The 17826-nt window shown below is 40.1% G+C and carries 11 protein-coding genes; 9 read left to right on the top strand and 2 right to left on the bottom strand.

Annotated features, from left to right (window positions below; translation table 11 throughout):
* Window positions 1-30: 30 nt before the first annotated feature.
* Window positions 31-2307, bottom strand: a complete 2277-nt coding sequence (gene katG / locus B9A18_RS22365; RefSeq protein WP_084291784.1) for a catalase/peroxidase HPI — start codon at window positions 2305-2307, stop codon at window positions 31-33.
* 269 nt (window positions 2308-2576) lie between these two features.
* Between katG and B9A18_RS22370 the strand changes: the two genes are divergently transcribed.
* From B9A18_RS22370 to B9A18_RS22395, 6 genes are all read left to right on the top strand, one after another.
* Entirely contained in the window at window positions 2577-3149 is a 573-nt protein-coding gene (locus B9A18_RS22370; protein WP_084291785.1) for an RNA polymerase sigma factor, read from the top strand.
* A gap of 81 nt (window positions 3150-3230) precedes the next feature.
* A complete protein-coding gene (locus B9A18_RS22375; protein ID WP_084291786.1) occupies window positions 3231-4379 on the top strand; it encodes a FecR family protein in 1149 nt (382 codons plus the stop codon).
* A 184-nt stretch (window positions 4380-4563) separates the two neighbouring features.
* The gene (locus B9A18_RS22380; protein ID WP_144009591.1) at window positions 4564-7956 is read left to right on the top strand and encodes a TonB-dependent receptor; all 3393 of its coding nucleotides are present in this window, start codon (window positions 4564-4566) and stop codon (window positions 7954-7956) included.
* Window positions 7957-7973: 17 nt separating this feature from the next.
* Window positions 7974-9803: a RagB/SusD family nutrient uptake outer membrane protein gene (locus B9A18_RS22385; RefSeq protein WP_084291787.1), complete on the top strand. Its 1830-nt coding sequence runs from the start codon at window positions 7974-7976 to the stop codon at window positions 9801-9803.
* Window positions 9804-9820: 17 nt separating this feature from the next.
* Window positions 9821-11041: a BT_3987 domain-containing protein gene (locus tag B9A18_RS22390; RefSeq protein WP_144009592.1), complete on the top strand. Its 1221-nt coding sequence runs from the start codon at window positions 9821-9823 to the stop codon at window positions 11039-11041.
* 21 nt (window positions 11042-11062) lie between these two features.
* Window positions 11063-11887 (top strand): endonuclease/exonuclease/phosphatase family protein, encoded by an 825-nt coding sequence (locus tag B9A18_RS22395; protein ID WP_084291789.1) that lies wholly within the window; start codon window positions 11063-11065, stop codon window positions 11885-11887.
* Window positions 11888-11957: 70 nt separating this feature from the next.
* Here the strand turns inward: B9A18_RS22395 and B9A18_RS22400 are convergent, their stop codons facing one another.
* Window positions 11958-12278 carry a lipoprotein gene (locus tag B9A18_RS22400; protein WP_084291790.1) on the bottom strand — a complete coding sequence of 107 codons (321 nt, stop codon included), beginning with the start codon at window positions 12276-12278 and terminating at the stop codon, window positions 11958-11960.
* A gap of 136 nt (window positions 12279-12414) precedes the next feature.
* Between B9A18_RS22400 and B9A18_RS22405 the strand changes: the two genes are divergently transcribed.
* Genes B9A18_RS22405 through B9A18_RS22415 form a run of 3 tightly spaced genes read left to right on the top strand, consistent with a single transcriptional unit; the run spans window position 12415 to window position 17820 of the window.
* Window positions 12415-12978 carry an RNA polymerase sigma-70 factor gene (locus tag B9A18_RS22405; protein ID WP_084291791.1) on the top strand — a complete coding sequence of 188 codons (564 nt, stop codon included), beginning with the start codon at window positions 12415-12417 and terminating at the stop codon, window positions 12976-12978.
* A 54-nt stretch (window positions 12979-13032) separates the two neighbouring features.
* The gene (locus tag B9A18_RS22410; protein WP_084291792.1) at window positions 13033-14205 is read left to right on the top strand and encodes a FecR family protein; all 1173 of its coding nucleotides are present in this window, start codon (window positions 13033-13035) and stop codon (window positions 14203-14205) included.
* A 36-nt stretch (window positions 14206-14241) separates the two neighbouring features.
* A complete protein-coding gene (locus B9A18_RS22415) occupies window positions 14242-17820 on the top strand; it encodes a SusC/RagA family TonB-linked outer membrane protein (RefSeq protein ID WP_084291793.1) in 3579 nt (1192 codons plus the stop codon).
* Window positions 17821-17826 lie beyond the last annotated feature (6 nt).

Here is a 17826-nt window from a genome sequence, read left to right on the forward strand (position 1 = left end):
CACCCGCAATTCGTAAAACGAATGATCCGATTAAACTAAATCAAACCTATCCAAATTCATCACTTTATTCCAGGCGTTTACAAAGTCCTTCAGGAATTTGTCTTGCGCATCTGCGCTTCCGTAAACTTCAGCAATAGCTCTTAGTTCTGAGTTGGAGCCTAATACAAGATCTGCACGTGTAGCGGTCCATTTTACCGCACCTGTAGCACGATCGCTACCTTCATACAACTCCTTGTCATCGGACACCGCTTTCCATGCAGTATTCATGTCGAGGAGGTTTACAAAGAAGTCGTTGGTAAGCTGACCTACACGGGAGGTGAAAACGCCATGCTTAGAACCATCGAAATTTGTGTTCAATACACGCATTCCACCTAGTAACACGGTTAATTCAGGCGCTGTAAGGGTAAGCAAATGTGCTTTATCAATCAGTAGCTCTTCAGTAGATACGGGGATTTTTGATTTACGGTAATTGCGGAAACCATCGGCAAGCGGTTCCAGGTAGCCCATTGATTCTACATCAGTTTGTTCCTGCGAAGCATCCATACGGCCAGAGGCAAAAGGAACTGTAATCGAATGTCCTGCATCCTTCGCTGCTTTTTCAATACCTGCACAACCGGCCAGTACAATCAAATCTGCTAAGGAAACTTTTTTACCACCAGTTTGCGCTCCGTTAAAATCTTTCTGAATGCGCTCTAACTCATCTAGTACCTTTTGTAACTGTGCAGAATTATTTACCTGCCAGTATTTTTGAGGAGCCAGACGAATGCGGGCGCCATTAGCACCACCGCGCTTATCAGACCCACGGAAGGTGGAAGCTGAAGCCCACGCGGTAGAAACTAGCTCAGATACACTCAATCCGGATTCCAATACTTTTGCCTTCAAAGCCGCAACGTCGTTTTCGTCTATTAACTTATGGTCAAGTGCAGGAATAGGATCTTGCCAGATCAGTTCTTCCTGTGGCACATCAGGCCCCAGGTAACGAGAACGAGGTCCCATATCACGGTGGGTTAATTTAAACCATGAACGGGCAAAAGCATCGGCAAATTCATCTGGGTTTTCGAAGAAACGCCTTGATATTTTTTCATATATCGGATCTAACTTTAAGGAAAGATCGGTGGTAAGCATAGTAGGGGCATGTTTCTTTGAACTGTCAAATGCATCAGGAATAATATCTCCTGCATCTTTAGCTACCCACTGGTGTGCACCGGCGGGACTTTTAGTCAATTGCCATTCAAAACCAAACAGGTTTTCAAAGAAATTATTGCTCCATTGGGTTGGCGTTTTTGTCCAGATTACTTCGAGCCCACTTGTAATCGCATCAGGACCTTTACCAGTGCCGTGGCTGTTGTGCCAGCCCAGACCTTGCATTTCGAGGTCAACCGCCTCTGGCTCTTTACCTACATGGGTTGCAGGAGCAGCACCATGGGTTTTACCAAAACTATGGCCACCTGCAATCAGGGCAACAGTTTCTTCATCATTCATTGCCATACGGCCAAAAGTATCACGGATGTCTTTAGCGGCAGCGATAGGGTCGGGGTTGCCATCTGGTCCTTCTGGATTCACGTAGATGAGGCCCATTTGCACTGCGGCAAGTGGTTTCTCCAGTTTGCGTGAGTGGATGTCGCCATCTGCATTATCATCTGATGAGACTACGCCGTGTCCTTCAACAACACCTTCTGATCCATGCGCATAGCGATGGTCGCCACCAAGCCATGTGTTCTCAGCTCCCCAATATACATCCTCATTCGGTTCCCATACATCTGCGCGTCCACCGGCAAAACCAAATGTTTTGAAACCCATTGACTCGAGCGCTACATTTCCGGTAAGGATTATTAAATCGGCCCAGGAAATATTACGGCCATATTTTTGTTTAATAGGCCAAAGTAGTCTGCGGGCTTTATCCAAGCTCACGTTGTCGGGCCAACTATTAAGCGGAGCAAAACGTTGCTGTCCTTCTCCGGCACCGCCTCGACCGTCACCTACACGATAGGTCCCGGCACTATGCCATGCCATACGAATAAACAGGGGACCGTAATGCCCGAAGTCTGCCGGCCACCAATCCTGTGAGTCGGTCATAAGTGCATGAAGGTCTTTTTTTACGGCTTCCAGATCGAGGCTTTTAAAAGCTTCGGTATAGTTGAAATCTTCGGCCATAGGATTGGATAACGAGGAGTGCTGACGCAGAATGTTTAACTTTAACTGGTTAGGCCACCAGTCGCGGTTTTTGGTGCCACCACCGCCAACATTGTGTTTCATACTGCCATTATGAAATGGGCATTTGCTGATATCGTTTGATTCTTTATCCATATTTATAAGTTTAAAGTATTGAACATGTTTATAATAGGTGTTCTGCTTACTTATAAAATTATGGTTTTGGAACTAATAATCACAATCATTTAATTCTATGTTCCGATAGCTAAAATCTATTAATTCATCATTTTGATAACTCCATAGCTTTGAGTTTTATGTTAGCAGTTTTTACTTTATGGAAGTATAACATGAGATAATACTGATATTAATAATATTCTTTTATATTGCCGGCGTATTTCAACAGGAATGCAGTAGTGTAAAAAACGATGTCAGCTAGTAAAACATGTACTGATCTGGAATTGATAGATCTCATTAAGTTGGGAGATGAGCAGTCATTTGCTGAGGTTTTCAATAGATACCAATCTTTATTGTTTAATTTCGCTTATAAAAAGTTACATGATCAGGACAGGGCCAAGGACATTGTTCAGGATCTGTTTATTAAGTTGTGGAGTAACCGCGCAACGCTTAAAATAAAGACAAGCTTGAATAGCTATTTGTACCGCTCGGTATTAAACAACATTCTGAATATCGTTAAACATGATCTTATTAAAGAGGAATATGTCAATTCCTTACAACAAATGATAGATCAATCCGCAGAAGAATCTGACTACAAGATTCGTGAAAAAGACATTGAAAAGCTCATAGAATTGGAGATCGCAGCATTACCACAGAAAATGCGGGAGGTATTTATGATGCGAAGAAACGAGTTCCTAAGCAATAAGGAAGTTGCTGAAAGGTTAGACTTGTCTGAACAAACGGTAGAAACACATATGAAGCGTGCACTTAAAGTCTTGCGCCAGCGGCTAGGTAAACTGAGCTATTTTCTGTCCATTATATAAATTTTTTTTCCTTCGTTACCCACTCGTTCATTTAGGATTGTCATAGTTATAAGGACCATTGATAAAAAACCTTTGCAATGAATGAAAAACGCTAAAGAGATCTTGTCAGCTTATAAAGCCGGCACCTGTACAGAAGAAGAAAAGAAACTTATAGAAAAGTGGTTCCTTTTAAATGGTGCTGGGATAAACAGCGACTTGTCTGACAGGGATTTTTTGCATGCTGGAGATGATATGTGGGAAATGATCAGTCAAAATAAAGGCGAAACACTTGTGCCTGTAAGGAGGAATTTATTTGTGCGAATTAGCATAGCAGCTTCTATTTTGCTGGTAATGAGCTTTTCTGCTTATTATTTTCTTTCAAGTTCCTCAAAAAATGCTAATCAGCAATTGGTAAATAACGTTGTTCCGGGTGGTAATAAGGCGGTGTTGACATTGGCCGACGGAAGAAAAATTAGTTTAACAGATGCCGGTAATGGAGAAGTTGTTGTACAGCAGGGTTTAAGGATTGTAAAAGATACTACCGGAAGAGTAGTTTACGAATTACCTGCGAGTGAAGAAAGTATAGGTTTGCCGGTAAAGTATAATACGATAGCTACTCCAAATGGTGGTAAATACGAGGTGCTTTTGCCTGATGGAAGTAAAGTTTTTCTAAACGCCGCTACTACTATTACTTTTCCAACATCATTTGCTGGTTTGAAGGAACGTAAAGTGAAGTTAAATGGCGAAGCGTATTTTGAAGTTGTACATAATAAGTCCGTCCCGTTTAAGGTGGAAATGAATACTCAGGAAATTGAGGTGTTAGGAACACGATTTAACGCAAATAATTATGCGGATGAACCGTCCGTAAGAACAACCTTACTGGAAGGTGCTGTTAAGGTTTTTGTTTCTGGAGGATTGTCTAAGGAAAAGGGACCAAATGTAATTCTAAAACCTGGACAGCAGGCTCAGTTGATGAAAGGCAATTTAAATGTTAAAGAAGTAAATGCACAAACATTTGTGGATTGGAAAGATAATGTCTTTTCTTTTTATGAAACGGAGTTAGAAGAAGCAATGAGACAGTTGTCCAGATGGTACGATGTAAAGATCGAATATAAAGGTAAAATCCCGAGAGAACATATTACTGGTTATATACCCAGAGCTGTTCCAATTTCAAAAGCCTTTTTGATGCTTGAAGAAGTAAGTGATATGAAATACAGTTTAGAAGGTAAAAAAGTAATTGTTTCTTTTTAATCTAAAAGGCAAACCAAATAAATTAAACCTTAAAATTTAAAGATGATGGAATAGACGACTACAAAAATAGAAGATGGAACAACTTAAATAATCTGCCCCGGTTGCAGCCGGGACAGATGGAATGTTTAAGTCGTTATGGAAAATTGATTCAACCAATAAATACAAACTCAAACAAAACAAATGTATGAAACATGCTTTACATTCCTGCCTGCTATGGGGGAAATTCAGTATTGGCTTTTTAAGCTGGCCAGAACTGCGAAAAATTATTTTCATTATGAAACTTACTGTTTTTATTATTTTGCTCATCAGTCTGAAGGTAAACGCCACTGCCTATTCGCAAGAGGTAACCTTAAATGAACGCAATGAAAAAATCGAGAAAATTTTTCAGCTGATTCGTAAACAGACCGGGTATAATTTTTTATACAAAAATGAAGTGCTAAGCAAGCTGCCGAGGGTAAGCATTGTTAAAAGTGGAACCCTGGAAAATGTACTCGAAGAGTTGCTGAATAAGCAAAGCCTGAATTTTAAAATCATTGAGAAAACGATACTTGTGAGTAAAAGACGTGCCAGTTCAGATAATAAACCGGCACCGTTCAAAGATGTATTGGGTATCGTAAAAGATTCTACGGGTGTAACACTAATCGGGGTAAGTGTAACCATAAAGAATAAACCCGGAAAAGGAACTGGTACTGATGTGAACGGTAAATTTATTCTTAATGTAGAGGATAGCGATATCCTCGTGTTTTCTTATACAGGGTATGTCACTATGGAAGTGCCCGTTAAAGGTAAAACGGTAATAAACGTGGTAATGAAAGAGAACAACTCTGTTTTAGATGAACTGGTGGTAGTTGGTTTCGGTGCTCAAAAGAAAATTAGTGTAGTTGGCGCGCAAGCGAGTATAAAGCCTTCAGATTTGCAAATTCCCGTAAGAAGTTTAAATAATGCGCTAGGTGGACGGGTTGCTGGTATAGTTTCCGTACAGAGAAGCGGCGAACCTGGCGGAGGTGACAATGCGGATATTTGGATTCGGGGAATCTCTACGTTTAGCAATAACCTGAGCAAACCTCTGGTATTGGTTGATGATGTCCCGAGGTCTTTTTCTGATGTTGATCCGGAAGATATTGAAAGCTTTTCTATCCTTAAGGATGCTTCAGCCACTGCCGTGTATGGGGTAAGAGGAGCCAACGGTGTAATTATCGTTAAAACCAAAAGCGGAACACCGGGTAAATCGAAGTTCAATTTCAGGTATAATGAGGCCATTACTTCTTTTACAAAATTGCCGGAATTTGCTGATGGGGTTACCTACATGCGGATGTCTAATGAGGCTTTGGCAAATAATGGTGCTCCTGCAAGGTATTCTGACGATGCTATTCAGTTAACACAGTCAGGTGCCGATCGTTACCTTTATCCTAATGTAAACTGGTATAAAGAGTTGTTTAATGATTTTGGAAGTAACAGAAGAGCAAACCTGAATATTAATGGAGGATCTGAGCGTGCGGTGTATTACGTAGCAACCAGCTATTATGATGAAAAGGGAATGTATAAAACCGACGAGCTGGCGAATTATGATTCTCAGGTAAGGTTAAAAAGGTACAATTTAACTTCAAATATTACGCTAAAACCGAGCAGCACTACTACAATAAAATTGGGTGTTCAAGGCTATCTCTCTAATGTTAATTTTCCAGGATCTAACTCAGAAGATATTTTTGAGAAAGCATTTTTTATGACACCCATTTTGCATCCTACAAAATATGAAGATGGTAAAATTGCTGATGTCGCCACCTCCAGTGTACAAAATCCCTATGCTTTATTAACACAAACAGGATATGCGAATCAATGGAGGAACCAATTGTTCTCTAACCTAAGGTTAACGCAGGAACTGGACTTCTTAGCCAAAGGTTTATCTGTAACCGGCATGTTCTCTTTCGATGCCTATAACTATGTGAGTTTAAGACGAACCAAAACTCCGGATACCTGGCTGGCAAATGGGAGGGATGCGGATGGAAATATCATTTATCAAGCGGTAAGACAGGGAACAGAATACCTTGCTTATGAAAGAGTAAACACCGGGTCGAGAACCTTTTACAATGAGGCTGCATTAAATTACAGCAGAACTTTCGGTAAACATAGTTTGGGGGCCATGACCTTATTTAATCAGAGCGATGAGATTAATACGCAGGCGGGAAGTCTGGAGACTTCTTTACCTTATCGTTTCCGAGGTTTGGCCATGAGAACGACCTATGGTTTTGACAACAAATATTTTGCGGAGTTTAATTTTGGATACAATGGGTCAGAAAACTTTCTTCCTGAAAAAAGGTACGGATTCTTTCCTTCGGTAGGTTTGGGCTATGTGATATCTGAAGAAGGATTTTTTAGCTCAATAAAGGATCATGTTCAGCTGCTAAAAATCCGGGGATCTCATGGTAAGGTGGGAAATAGTAATATAGGAGGCCGAAGATTCGCCTATTTGGGTACGGTAAAAAGTACATCAGGTGTTTACGGGTTTGGACGCACGCCTAAAGCTTTTAATGGTTTGGATATAGATGAATTTGCCGTTGATGTGACCTGGGAAACTTCTACTAAAACAAATCTGGGACTTGATTTAAATACATTCAACAACAATCTTGTTTTACAGTTAGATGTATTTAACGAGCATAGAGAAGGGATATTCCTGCGTAGAAATTCACTTCCTTCCTATGTAGGGATACTAAACAATCCATATGCTAACGTTGGAATAATAGACAATAAGGGGATAGACGGTTCAGTTACCTATAACGGAAAGATAGGTAAGGATTTCAGTTTTCAGCTGATGGGGAATTTTACCTTTAACAGGAATAAAATAATTGAAGATGATCTACCTGATCCTGCTTATCCATGGCTGGCTACAAAGGGCTTAAAAGTAGGACAACGCCAGGGTTACCTGTCACTTGGTTATTTTCAATCTCAGGAGGAAATACAAAATAGCCCAAGACAATCAGGTACGATTGCTCCAGGAGACTTGAAATTTAAAGACCTTAACGGTGACGGGGTAATTGATGCATATGATAAGACTGCTATTGGGTATGGTCAGGTTCCAGAACTGATGTATGGTTTTGGTTTTACATTGGGGTATAAAGCATTTACGATTTCTACGCTATTCCAGGGGGTTGGCAATATGGATATCTGGCTGAATGGTGAGGGACTTGTACCTTTTCAACAGGGTTTATCAAGGGGGAACCTGTTTAACAACATTGATGATAGGTGGACTAAGGAGAACCCAAATCCAAATGCTTTTTATCCGCGTTTAACGCCGGGGACCATTAATGAGAATTATACCAGAAGTACGCACTGGATTGCCAATGGCAGATATATTCGTTTAAAAACCTTACAGCTAAATTATAAACTTCCAAAAAGCTTTGTAAACAGGGTTAAGCTTAAAAATGCTGATATCTTCTTTTCCGGTGTAAACCTGCTTACTTTCTCTCCATTTAAACTTTGGGATGCAGAATTGGGTGATGGAAGTGATGCCGCTTATCCCGGAGGTGCAAAGTATCCTAATACGGCTACCTATAGCATGGGCATAAACGTTAATTTCTAATTGTAAACTATAAAGAGATGAATAAAATCAAATATATATTACTGTTCTGTATTGGATTAACGTGTGTTTCCTGTCAGAAGAACTTTTTAGATCAGGTGCCTGATGATCGTTTGACCATTGAGCAGGTTTTTGAACGGGAAACAACATCGGAAGAATACCTGGCTAATGTTTATGCTTTCATGAAAGATGAGACTTACATTACCGGTAGTTCACCATGGATAGGTTTATCTGATGAAGGGGATGTGACCTATGACAGACCAGGATATTTAACCTTTTTGATGAATGTTGGTAACTGGAATCCTGCATCCGGATACTATGATAATTATTTCAAAGATTTTTACGTGGGCATCCGTTCAGCAACCACTTTTATCAATAATATAGGAAAGAATAAGCAGATGAATGCGAATAAAATTGTGCTCAGGACTGCTGAGGCACGATATGTCCGCGCTTATTTATACTTTTCTTTATTGAGAATGTGGGGACCTGTAACCATCTTAAACGAAGATGTTTTACCACCCGACCTGCAGGCTGGAGATGAGCCTTTAAACTTGCCGAGAAACTCATATGATGAATGTGTAGATTATATTACCAATCAGCTTGATCTGGCAGCCCAGGATTTGCCGTTACATTTTACAGCTCAGGGTGATCCTGAACTTGGACGCGCAACTAAACTGGCTTGTATGGCACTTAAAAGCCGTGTATTGCTATACGCTGCAAGTCCGCTTTTTAATGGTAACATCGAATATTCCAGCTTCAAAAATAAGGATGGGAAGAACCTGGCCAATACACAATACGACCCCACTAAATGGAGTAAAGCAGCAAAGGCTGCTAAAGACATTATAGATTTAAATATTTTAAGCTTATATAAAAAGAACAATGTTTCAGGACAGTTTGATCCACTCTTGTCTTACAGAGATGTTTTTCTTGAGCCATGGAACTCAGAGGTTATTTTTGCAAGGGTAACTAGTAACATCAATGGTTATGAAAGGGCACTTACACCAAGGCTGGCAAGTGGATATGCAAGTACAGGCCCGCCACAGTCTATGGTTGACTCATACCATATGGCGAATGGTTTACGTCCTATTACCGGTTATAATGCTGATGGATCTCCGATAATTAATGCGCAGTCTGGCTATGTAGAAACAGGATTTACGGCAGCTGCAAAACCTCCTTATACTTTGGCTAATACTTACAATATGTATGTAAACAGAGAGCCAAGGTTTTACGCAAGTATAAATTATAACGGTGCACAGTGGATAAATACAACTGAAGGTGTAAAGATTATTCAAACTTATAATACTGGTGAATCTGGGCCTGCAGGATCATGGGATCATCCAAGATCCGGGTATTTCATCCGGAAAAATGTTTCGCCATCTTCAAATCCGAGAACTTCTGTTTGGACACCCCGGCCATACTTGTTGTTCAGATATGCAGAGGTATTGTTGAATTACATAGAGGCGCTGAATGAATCTGATCCGGGGAACACTGATATTTTGAAGTATCTGAATCAGATCAGGGAACGTGCCGGAATACCTCAATTTGGGGTAGGAACGAATCCTTTACCTGTTCCTGCATCACCAGCAGAAGTTAAAGAACTCATCCGTCAGGAACGCAAAATAGAACTTGCTTTTGAACATTTCAGATATTTTGACACCCGCAGGTGGAAAATAGCAGAACAAACTGATGGGGGTAACTTTTATGGGATGAACATCAATGCCAATCCTCCGGAATTTTATAAAAGAGTAGTTTTTGAAAAACGTGTGTTTAGAAAAAGCTATTATTTATTCCCTATACCTCAGTCGGAAATTAACAAGAATAAAAACCTGGTTCAAAACCCTGGTTGGTAACTTTTAAGGCTAATGACATGAAATTAAAATCATATTTATATATAATTGCTATTTTCCTGACAAGTGGATTATTTACGTCTTGTAAATACGATATGGCTATAGCAAATCCTGATGACTATGTTAAAATATATATGTCTCAGGCGGCAGAATCGCCGGCAAGCAGAACTTTTATAATGGCGGATACATTGAACACCATTATTTTTGGTGCCTCTTACGGCGGGCCAGCCGACCTGGAAGAAGATGTGCAGGTATCCTTCAAAGCAAGTCCGGAGTTGGTGGCGGGATATAATCAGGCTAATGAAACCAGTTATGCCGTTTTACCTGCAGACAGCTATACGTTTGAAGGGACCGCCGGTATAATCAAAAAGGGACAAATATCCACGGCTCCACTAAAAATAAAGATCAAAACGAAAGGTGTTTTACAGCAATTTAAGCAATATCTGCTTCCGGTAAGTATTGCTGAGGTTAGTGGTAATAAACCTGTAAACGAAGCGCTGAAAACTACCTTTTTTAGGGTAGAAGCGCAACGTGAGGGGATGTCGTTTAAGGTATTGAGTGTAGGTAAGGGCGGTACCGCATTGGATATGAATGCGGTTGCAAATATTGTTAATGCCCAAGGGCCTGACATTGTATTGGTGAGAGAAATGGATATTAAAACAACCCGCAGTAATGGAATGGATCAGGCTGAAGTGCTTGCAGGATTAATCGGAATGCCTAACTATGTTTTCGCCCCATCTATAGCAGCCTATCAGGGAGGCCAATACGGAGCAACAGTTTTTTCTAAATATCCGATTGTAAAGCAGGAAACATTTATACTCCCAACAGGAAATACGAACGTAGAAAAAGGACCGCTTGCGGTAGTTGAATTGCAGGTTAATGACAGTCAGAAAATAATTTTTGCAGGTACGCATCTTAATGCCACTGTAGCAGTTAGGGATGTACAGCTTGCTGAATTGATCAGAATTACGGAAAACTATAAAGACAAACCAATGATCCTTGCCGGAAATTTTAACGACAGGCCAGTAAATGGACCTTTGTATTTAACTATGGCTGGAAAAAACTGGGAGTATCCTTGTACCACCTGTCCGGCGAATACACCCATTGCAACACCTGTAAATTATTCTGATTTTATCATGTACAGGACATCTCAGGATTTCAAGATTTTGGGGTATACTGTAGGTACTGCATCTACCAGTGCGCACTTGCCGGTAATCACTCAGTTTACCTTATATAAGTAATCAAAACAGCGAATCATAATTATGAAGTTTATTCATTTTACACTATTATTTTTACTGACAGCAGCTTGTGGTAAAAGTAAACAAGAACCGATAGTACCTGTGGATCCGGTAAAAGGAAGTCCTGTGATTAAAGTTATGACCTATAATATTCACATCGGTAATCCTCCGTCTGAAGTCGCTTCGGCAAGGAATCTTCAGGCAATAGCAAATGTGATTAATTTACAGAAACCTGATTTGGTGGCATTGCAGGAGGTAGACGTGAATACGACGAGATCTGGCAAAGACGTAGATCAGGCGAAGGAATTGGCAAAACTTACCGGGATGTACTATTTTTATACAAAAGCAATTGATTACCAGGGTGGGCAATTTGGTGATGCGGTTTTATCACGCTTGCCTATTATTGAAAGTAAAAGGTATGAACTTTCAGTAACCCCAGAACTCGGTGGTGAACTTAGATCTGTAGCTATGATTGTTGTTGAAAAAGAAGGTATAGGATTTAATTTCGCCTCTACGCATCTTGATCATTTAACCTCTGATGCGAATAGAGATCACCAGGCAAAGGAGCTTGTAAATCATATTAAGGTTTTAGATAAGCCTTTGATCATTGCCGGAGATTTGAATGCGCAGCCAACCTCAAATACGATCAAAATATTGCAGCAGCAGTTAACTTATGCATGTGCATCTAATTGTCCGTTTACTTTTCCTTCTGTAAATGCTAATCGGACCATTGATTACATCATGTTGAATAAACCAGAAAAGTTTACTGTGAAAGATTACAGGATTATAAACGAAGGATATGCTTCTGATCACCTTCCGGTATTGGCAACTATTGAACTAAAGAAGTAAATTCTTGATTTAGTATTTCAGGCTCTTTTTATAGGTAGAGCAAGGCCCTGATGACCTCAGGGCCTTTGTATTATTTTACGCCTTCTGACAGGTTTTTCATTTGATCTTGTAATTTTTGAAGTTCAGTACCCATAGATTTCATACTGTCCTGGACAGATTTTAAATCCATCACGACTCTTAGTACGGTATCGCTGTGCATTACGATTACCTTATTATCTGTAGGATACATCCACCATTCGGCAATAAACATTGGCATTTTCTGTTCAGGTTCACCGATCAATTCAATTACTTTATCCTTTGTCATTCCCTTCGAAACAGATTCAAAAGATTTTGTTTTTGAACATGCAGCTAGTCCAATCGCTGCAACTAATATTAGTAGCGTTTTTCTCATGTTGTAAAGATAAAAATATTTAAACTGCTAAGAACAACCAATTTACCATCATCTCTTGCGACTTTATTGTATTTAAATCTTATAATTGCATGGATTATTGCGCTCCTTAAATAGTTTATGCTTGGTTAACAGATAAATGGCACAGGAAAATGGGGGGATAATTACCCCAGTTCAGTTCGAAAGCTTTGTGAGAGATAACTATCGTTTCTTGTGTTTGATGGCATTCAGACATGTGGGAGACATGGATGTCGCAAAGGACATGGTACAGGATTTTTTTCTTGATTTTTGGAACAGGAGGGATAAGCTGAACATTCAATCATCGTTGGAAGCGTATGCTGCCCGATCGGTCAAATATCTGTGTATGGCACATCAGAATAAGCAAAAACTGACCATTAGCCTGGATGATCACGCTCTGGAGATAGAAAGCCTCGATCCGGAAGAGGAATTAAATCAGCTGCTTAAAAATGAAACCATGCACGATCGCTTAGCCCTGGCTATTGAGAAATTGCCGGTAGAGCGGAAAAAGATCTTTGTTTTAAGCAATAAAGAAGGGTTAACCTATCAGCAAATCGCTGATCAGTTAGGTATATCTATTAATACTGTAAAAACCCAGATTAAAAAAGCCTATGCTTTTATCCGTGAGGATATGAACGACCTTACCATCCTGGTCATTTTACTATCGTCAATAAAAAACTTTTAATTTTTTTTCATTTCCGATCACCCGTTTTCATTTTTTTATCACATACCTACAGATATGGACAACTACGATCAGTATAATTCTTCTGAAGTGCAGGCATTCGTTGCTGAGTTACAGCAAAAAGAGGCTGTTCTGCTGCATAAACAGGCAGCAGATATTTTGCATGCAGATGAAGAAGTTCAGTTGGAAGAAATCAGGGAAATACTGCTTTCTCAGGAACTTTTAATTAGGGCTCCTCAAATACATGTGGAAGAAGGATGGTTGGCCATACAGGAGAGAATGGATGTGCCGGTAAAGGTTCGTTTAAATCCGTTTGCGCGCTATATGGCTTATGCAGCGTCTATTATTTTAATGGTAGGATTAGGATGGTTCGCTTTGCGAAATACGCTAAAAAGTACAGATCAATCGAACGTTGCTAAGCACATAGTGGATAAACATAAAGCCATTCTGATCCTGGAAGATGGAACATCTATCTCCCTTAATAATAAAACAAAACAAAAAATAACTGATGGGACAGCGGTATTGTCAGATTCTGCAAGGGCAATCAGCTACCAATCGGCCAAGGCAGCAGTTAATGTTTACCATACCCTGGTAGTGCCGAGGGGCGGAGAGTATAAACTGGTGATGAGCGACGGAACAGAAGTTTGGCTGAACTCTGAAACCAGGTTGCGCTACCCGGCGGTATTAAACGGAGCGGGAGAAAGGATGGTTTATCTGGAAAGTGGAGAAGCCTACTTTAAAGTAACCAAAAATAAACATGCACCATTTATGGTGAACCTGAATGGAATGCAGGTTGAAGTGCTGGGAACATCCTTCAACATCAATACCTTTAATCAAAAAATCAGCACTACTCTGGTAGAAGGAAGTATCAGCGTAAACCGCAAAGGTAAAGCACCACTTTTCCAGGTTCCGGGTGAGCAATCTAATTTTGATCCGCTGACACAAAGTCTTAGCAAATCTGAAGTGGATGTATATCCTTATACTGCATGGAAAGATGGCTGGTTGGTGTTTAACGACAATTCACTTGAAGAGGTGTTGGAGCAGGTGGGACGTTGGTATGATTATCAGGTAGATTTCGAGTCGCCAGACCTTAAAGCACTCAGATTTGGCGGTAAACTTCGTAAATCAAAAAATATTACAGACGTTTTATCAGTTATAGAACGATCTAATGAACTTAAATACAAAATATCAGGTCAAACGATATACATATACAATAAGAAAAATAAATAACCACCACAAAATCAACTAACCACAAAAGCTTATTCAATGAGAGAAAAATTTACTAAACCGATTATCGGAGGGAAATTGCTTTGCCTAAAAAAACTCGTTTTTACATTCATATTCCTACTGCTGATTAGTCAGACTAGTTTTGCGCAGAGTAAGAAAATTACGCTGAACATGAAAAATGCAAAGCGTACCGCTATACTTAATGAGGTTAAAAAGCAGGTTGATATGGAGTTTTTTTACAATGTAAAGGAGCTGGATAAATACGGCCCACTATCTATCAATGTAAAAAATGAATCCATAACAGAAGTGATTAAGCTTTTGATTAAGGATACCAATTTAAAATATACCATTGACAACAATGTGGTAAATATTCTGCTTGTAGGGGAGACTACCAAAGCAGGCGAATATTTAGGGCTTATGCTGAATGTTTCAGGAAAGATTACTGATGAAGATGGTAACCCACTTCCAGGTGCTAGCATTAGGGATTCAAAGAATGAGCATGCAACCACCAGTAACAACAATGGGGATTACAGCATCAATGTAAGGAGAGGGTCAATGCTAATTTTTAGCTATGTAGGTGCTGAAGCATTTAAAACTTCCATTAACGCAGTTGGAGTTACAGAAGTTAAACAAAATGTACAACTGAATACCTCAGCAAATGTGTTGAACGAGGTAACGGTCTCTACAGGATACCAGGATATTACAAAACGTAATATGGTAGGTTCGATAGCAACTGTAAAGGCTGATGACATTAAGGCTGCGGGTATCAGGAGTATTGATCAGCTATTGCAGGGGCAGCTTGCCGGTGTTTCGGTAGCCAACCAGACAGGGATAATCGGTTCCTCGCCAAAAGTAAGGGTAAGGGGAACGTCTACTTTACTGGGTAACCAGGAGCCTGTTTGGGTAGTGGATGGCATTATCCAGCAAGATCGTCTACCTTTTGATTATTCGCTGATCAATACCACCAGCAGCAACGGGATAAGGGACTTGATTGGTAGCTCGGTTTCTTTTTTAAATATTGAAGACATCCAGGATATTTCTGTTTTGAAAGATGCTTCGGCAACAGCTATTTATGGAACTAAAGCTGCGAATGGGGTAATTGTGATTACTACTAAAAAGGGTAAAGCTGGTCCTGCCAGATTTAACTATGTGACTAATTTGTCTATCTCAGGAGCACCATCTTATGATGATTTTAACCTGATGAATTCCAAGGAGCGTATAGATGTTTCTAAAGAAATTTATGCCAGAGGCTTAAGCTTTCAATTTACACCGGATAACCTTTCGTATGAAGGGTATTTAACCAAGCTACTTAATAAAACCATTACCCAGGAACAGTTTAACACCCAGGTGGGGAAATTGGAAACCATGAACACGGATTGGTTTGGTTTACTATACCAGAATCCATTTAGCCAGAATCACTCTTTAAGCGTATCGGGAGGAACCGATAAGATCAGATATTATGCCTCTATGGGGTATGCAAATAACCGTGGAAATACCATTGGTAATGGGCAGGACACCTACAACGGGAACCTGAGTATTAATGTAGATGTATCCAAAAAATTAAAACTGGGCTTTAGGTTAGGGGGCAATATGGGGAAGACAACTGGTTTTTACCAGATCAATCCTTTTAATTATGCTTTCAATACCAGCAGGACCATTCCAGCTTATAATGAAGACGGTAGCTATTATGCCTATAAAAAGAGCAATGATTTTGCGGCTTTTAGTATCCTTAATGAAAGGGATCATACAGGGAATAAGAATAAATCGACTAACTTTTCTGCCACTACAAACCTGGATTACAAATTTTTGAAGGACTTTACCTTTCAATCGCTTCTAGGTATAACTTATACCCAAACGAATGGAGAAAGTTACGCGGCAGCTCAATCTTACTATATCGGGCAAAATTTCCGGATGAATGCTTATAACTCTGCAGTTCCGGGTACACCTGCTTATGCTGCTTCCTATTTGCCGCAAGGTGGTGTGCTGAATACCACAGGAGTTAACAACCAGTCATATACTTTCAGGAATACCATCGCTTTTAACAAATCTTTAAGGGCAAAGAAGGATAACCTGATGGTACTTGTCGGATCTGAATTAAAGAGTTCTATATATGATGGCCTTACACAAACCAATTTCGGTTACATGCCCGAGCGTGGACGTACTTTTGCAGAGATTCCAATTACTTATCTTCCAACCAATATAGGTTCAGTACCGCTTCAAAGTCCCTTACTCTACAGGAGCATACCTGGCATAACAGATCAGAAAGCTAATTTCGTGTCTTACTTTGGTACAGCTACATATAACTGGGACAATAGATATGTGGTTAATGCTACCATCAGAACCGATGCATCCAACAGGTTCGGCCAATCTACAAACAACCGTTTCCTTCCCATCTGGTCTGCAGGCATAAAGTGGAATGTAATGGAAGAGGGGTTTTTTAGTGACAAGCTGAAATGGCTGAGCCAGTTCTCTATCAGGGGAACTTATGGCTTCCAGGGAAATGTGGCTGAAAACTTCGGACCTGAACTGATACTGCGGTATCCAACCAGATCCATTAGTACCGTAACAGGAGAGGGACTGCTGAATATAAAAAGCCTGGGCTATCCTGACCTACGCTGGGAGAAAACAGCAACGGTAAATTTAGGGCTTGACTTCGCTTTCTTGAGTAACCGTATTTCGGGAAGTGTAGACTATTATAATAAAAAGACCACTGATGCACTTGCAGAAGTTGTAATTCCAGTTGAATATGGAGTGGCCACCATGCCTGTAAATGCAGGGAATATCAACAACCATGGTTATGAACTTTACCTGAATTTTGTGCCTGTTAGTTCAAGAAACTTTACCTGGGCGGTTAATTTCAATACAGCAAGGAATTTTAATCAGGTTACGAAATCTGGAAACAACCAACTTGAAACCTGGAACGCTCTGGCCAATGGTACCGCTTATATAGAGGGGTATGCCGCCAGCAGTTTTTTTGCTTTTAACTACAAAGGATTGGATCCTGTAACTGGCTATCCAACCTTCAATATCCCAACATTAACAGATGCCAGCAAAAAGAATGTTTCGCTGTTAATGGATTATGCAGGACAACTTGATCCAAAATTTACAGGTGGATTTGGTACGAATATCCGCTATAAGAGTTTTAGTCTGAACTCGAGTTTTACGGTTAGCGTCGGGGCACAAAAGTTTCTGGCACCATTGTACAACAACAGCAACCAGTCTGCACCATACCCAACGCAAAACCTGTCTTCGATATTAAACGATCGCTGGAGGAAACCTGGGGATGAGGCATTTACCAATATTCCTTCATTGCCTACAGCGAATATATCTTTTACCTATATCGGTAATTCAAGCTATCCAATATATAGCCTGTATGATTATTCAACAGTAAGGGTTGTTGATGCCGATTACCTGCGCTGCAGGAATATTGGTCTGACTTACGCCATTCCACCAAAAATGCTGGCTAAAGCAGGTATACAGCAGTGTAGTTTACAGGCATCTGTAACCAATCTTTTTTATATCGCGTCGGGCAAGCTTGAAGGGATAGATCCTGAGGTATCAGGAAACAACCTGCCAATTCCAAGAACGTATTCGCTAACCTTAAACGTAGGTTTTTAATCAGAC

This window comes from Pedobacter nyackensis (assembly GCF_900176505.1).
Classification (GTDB): Bacteria; Bacteroidota; Bacteroidia; order Sphingobacteriales; family Sphingobacteriaceae; genus Pedobacter; species Pedobacter nyackensis.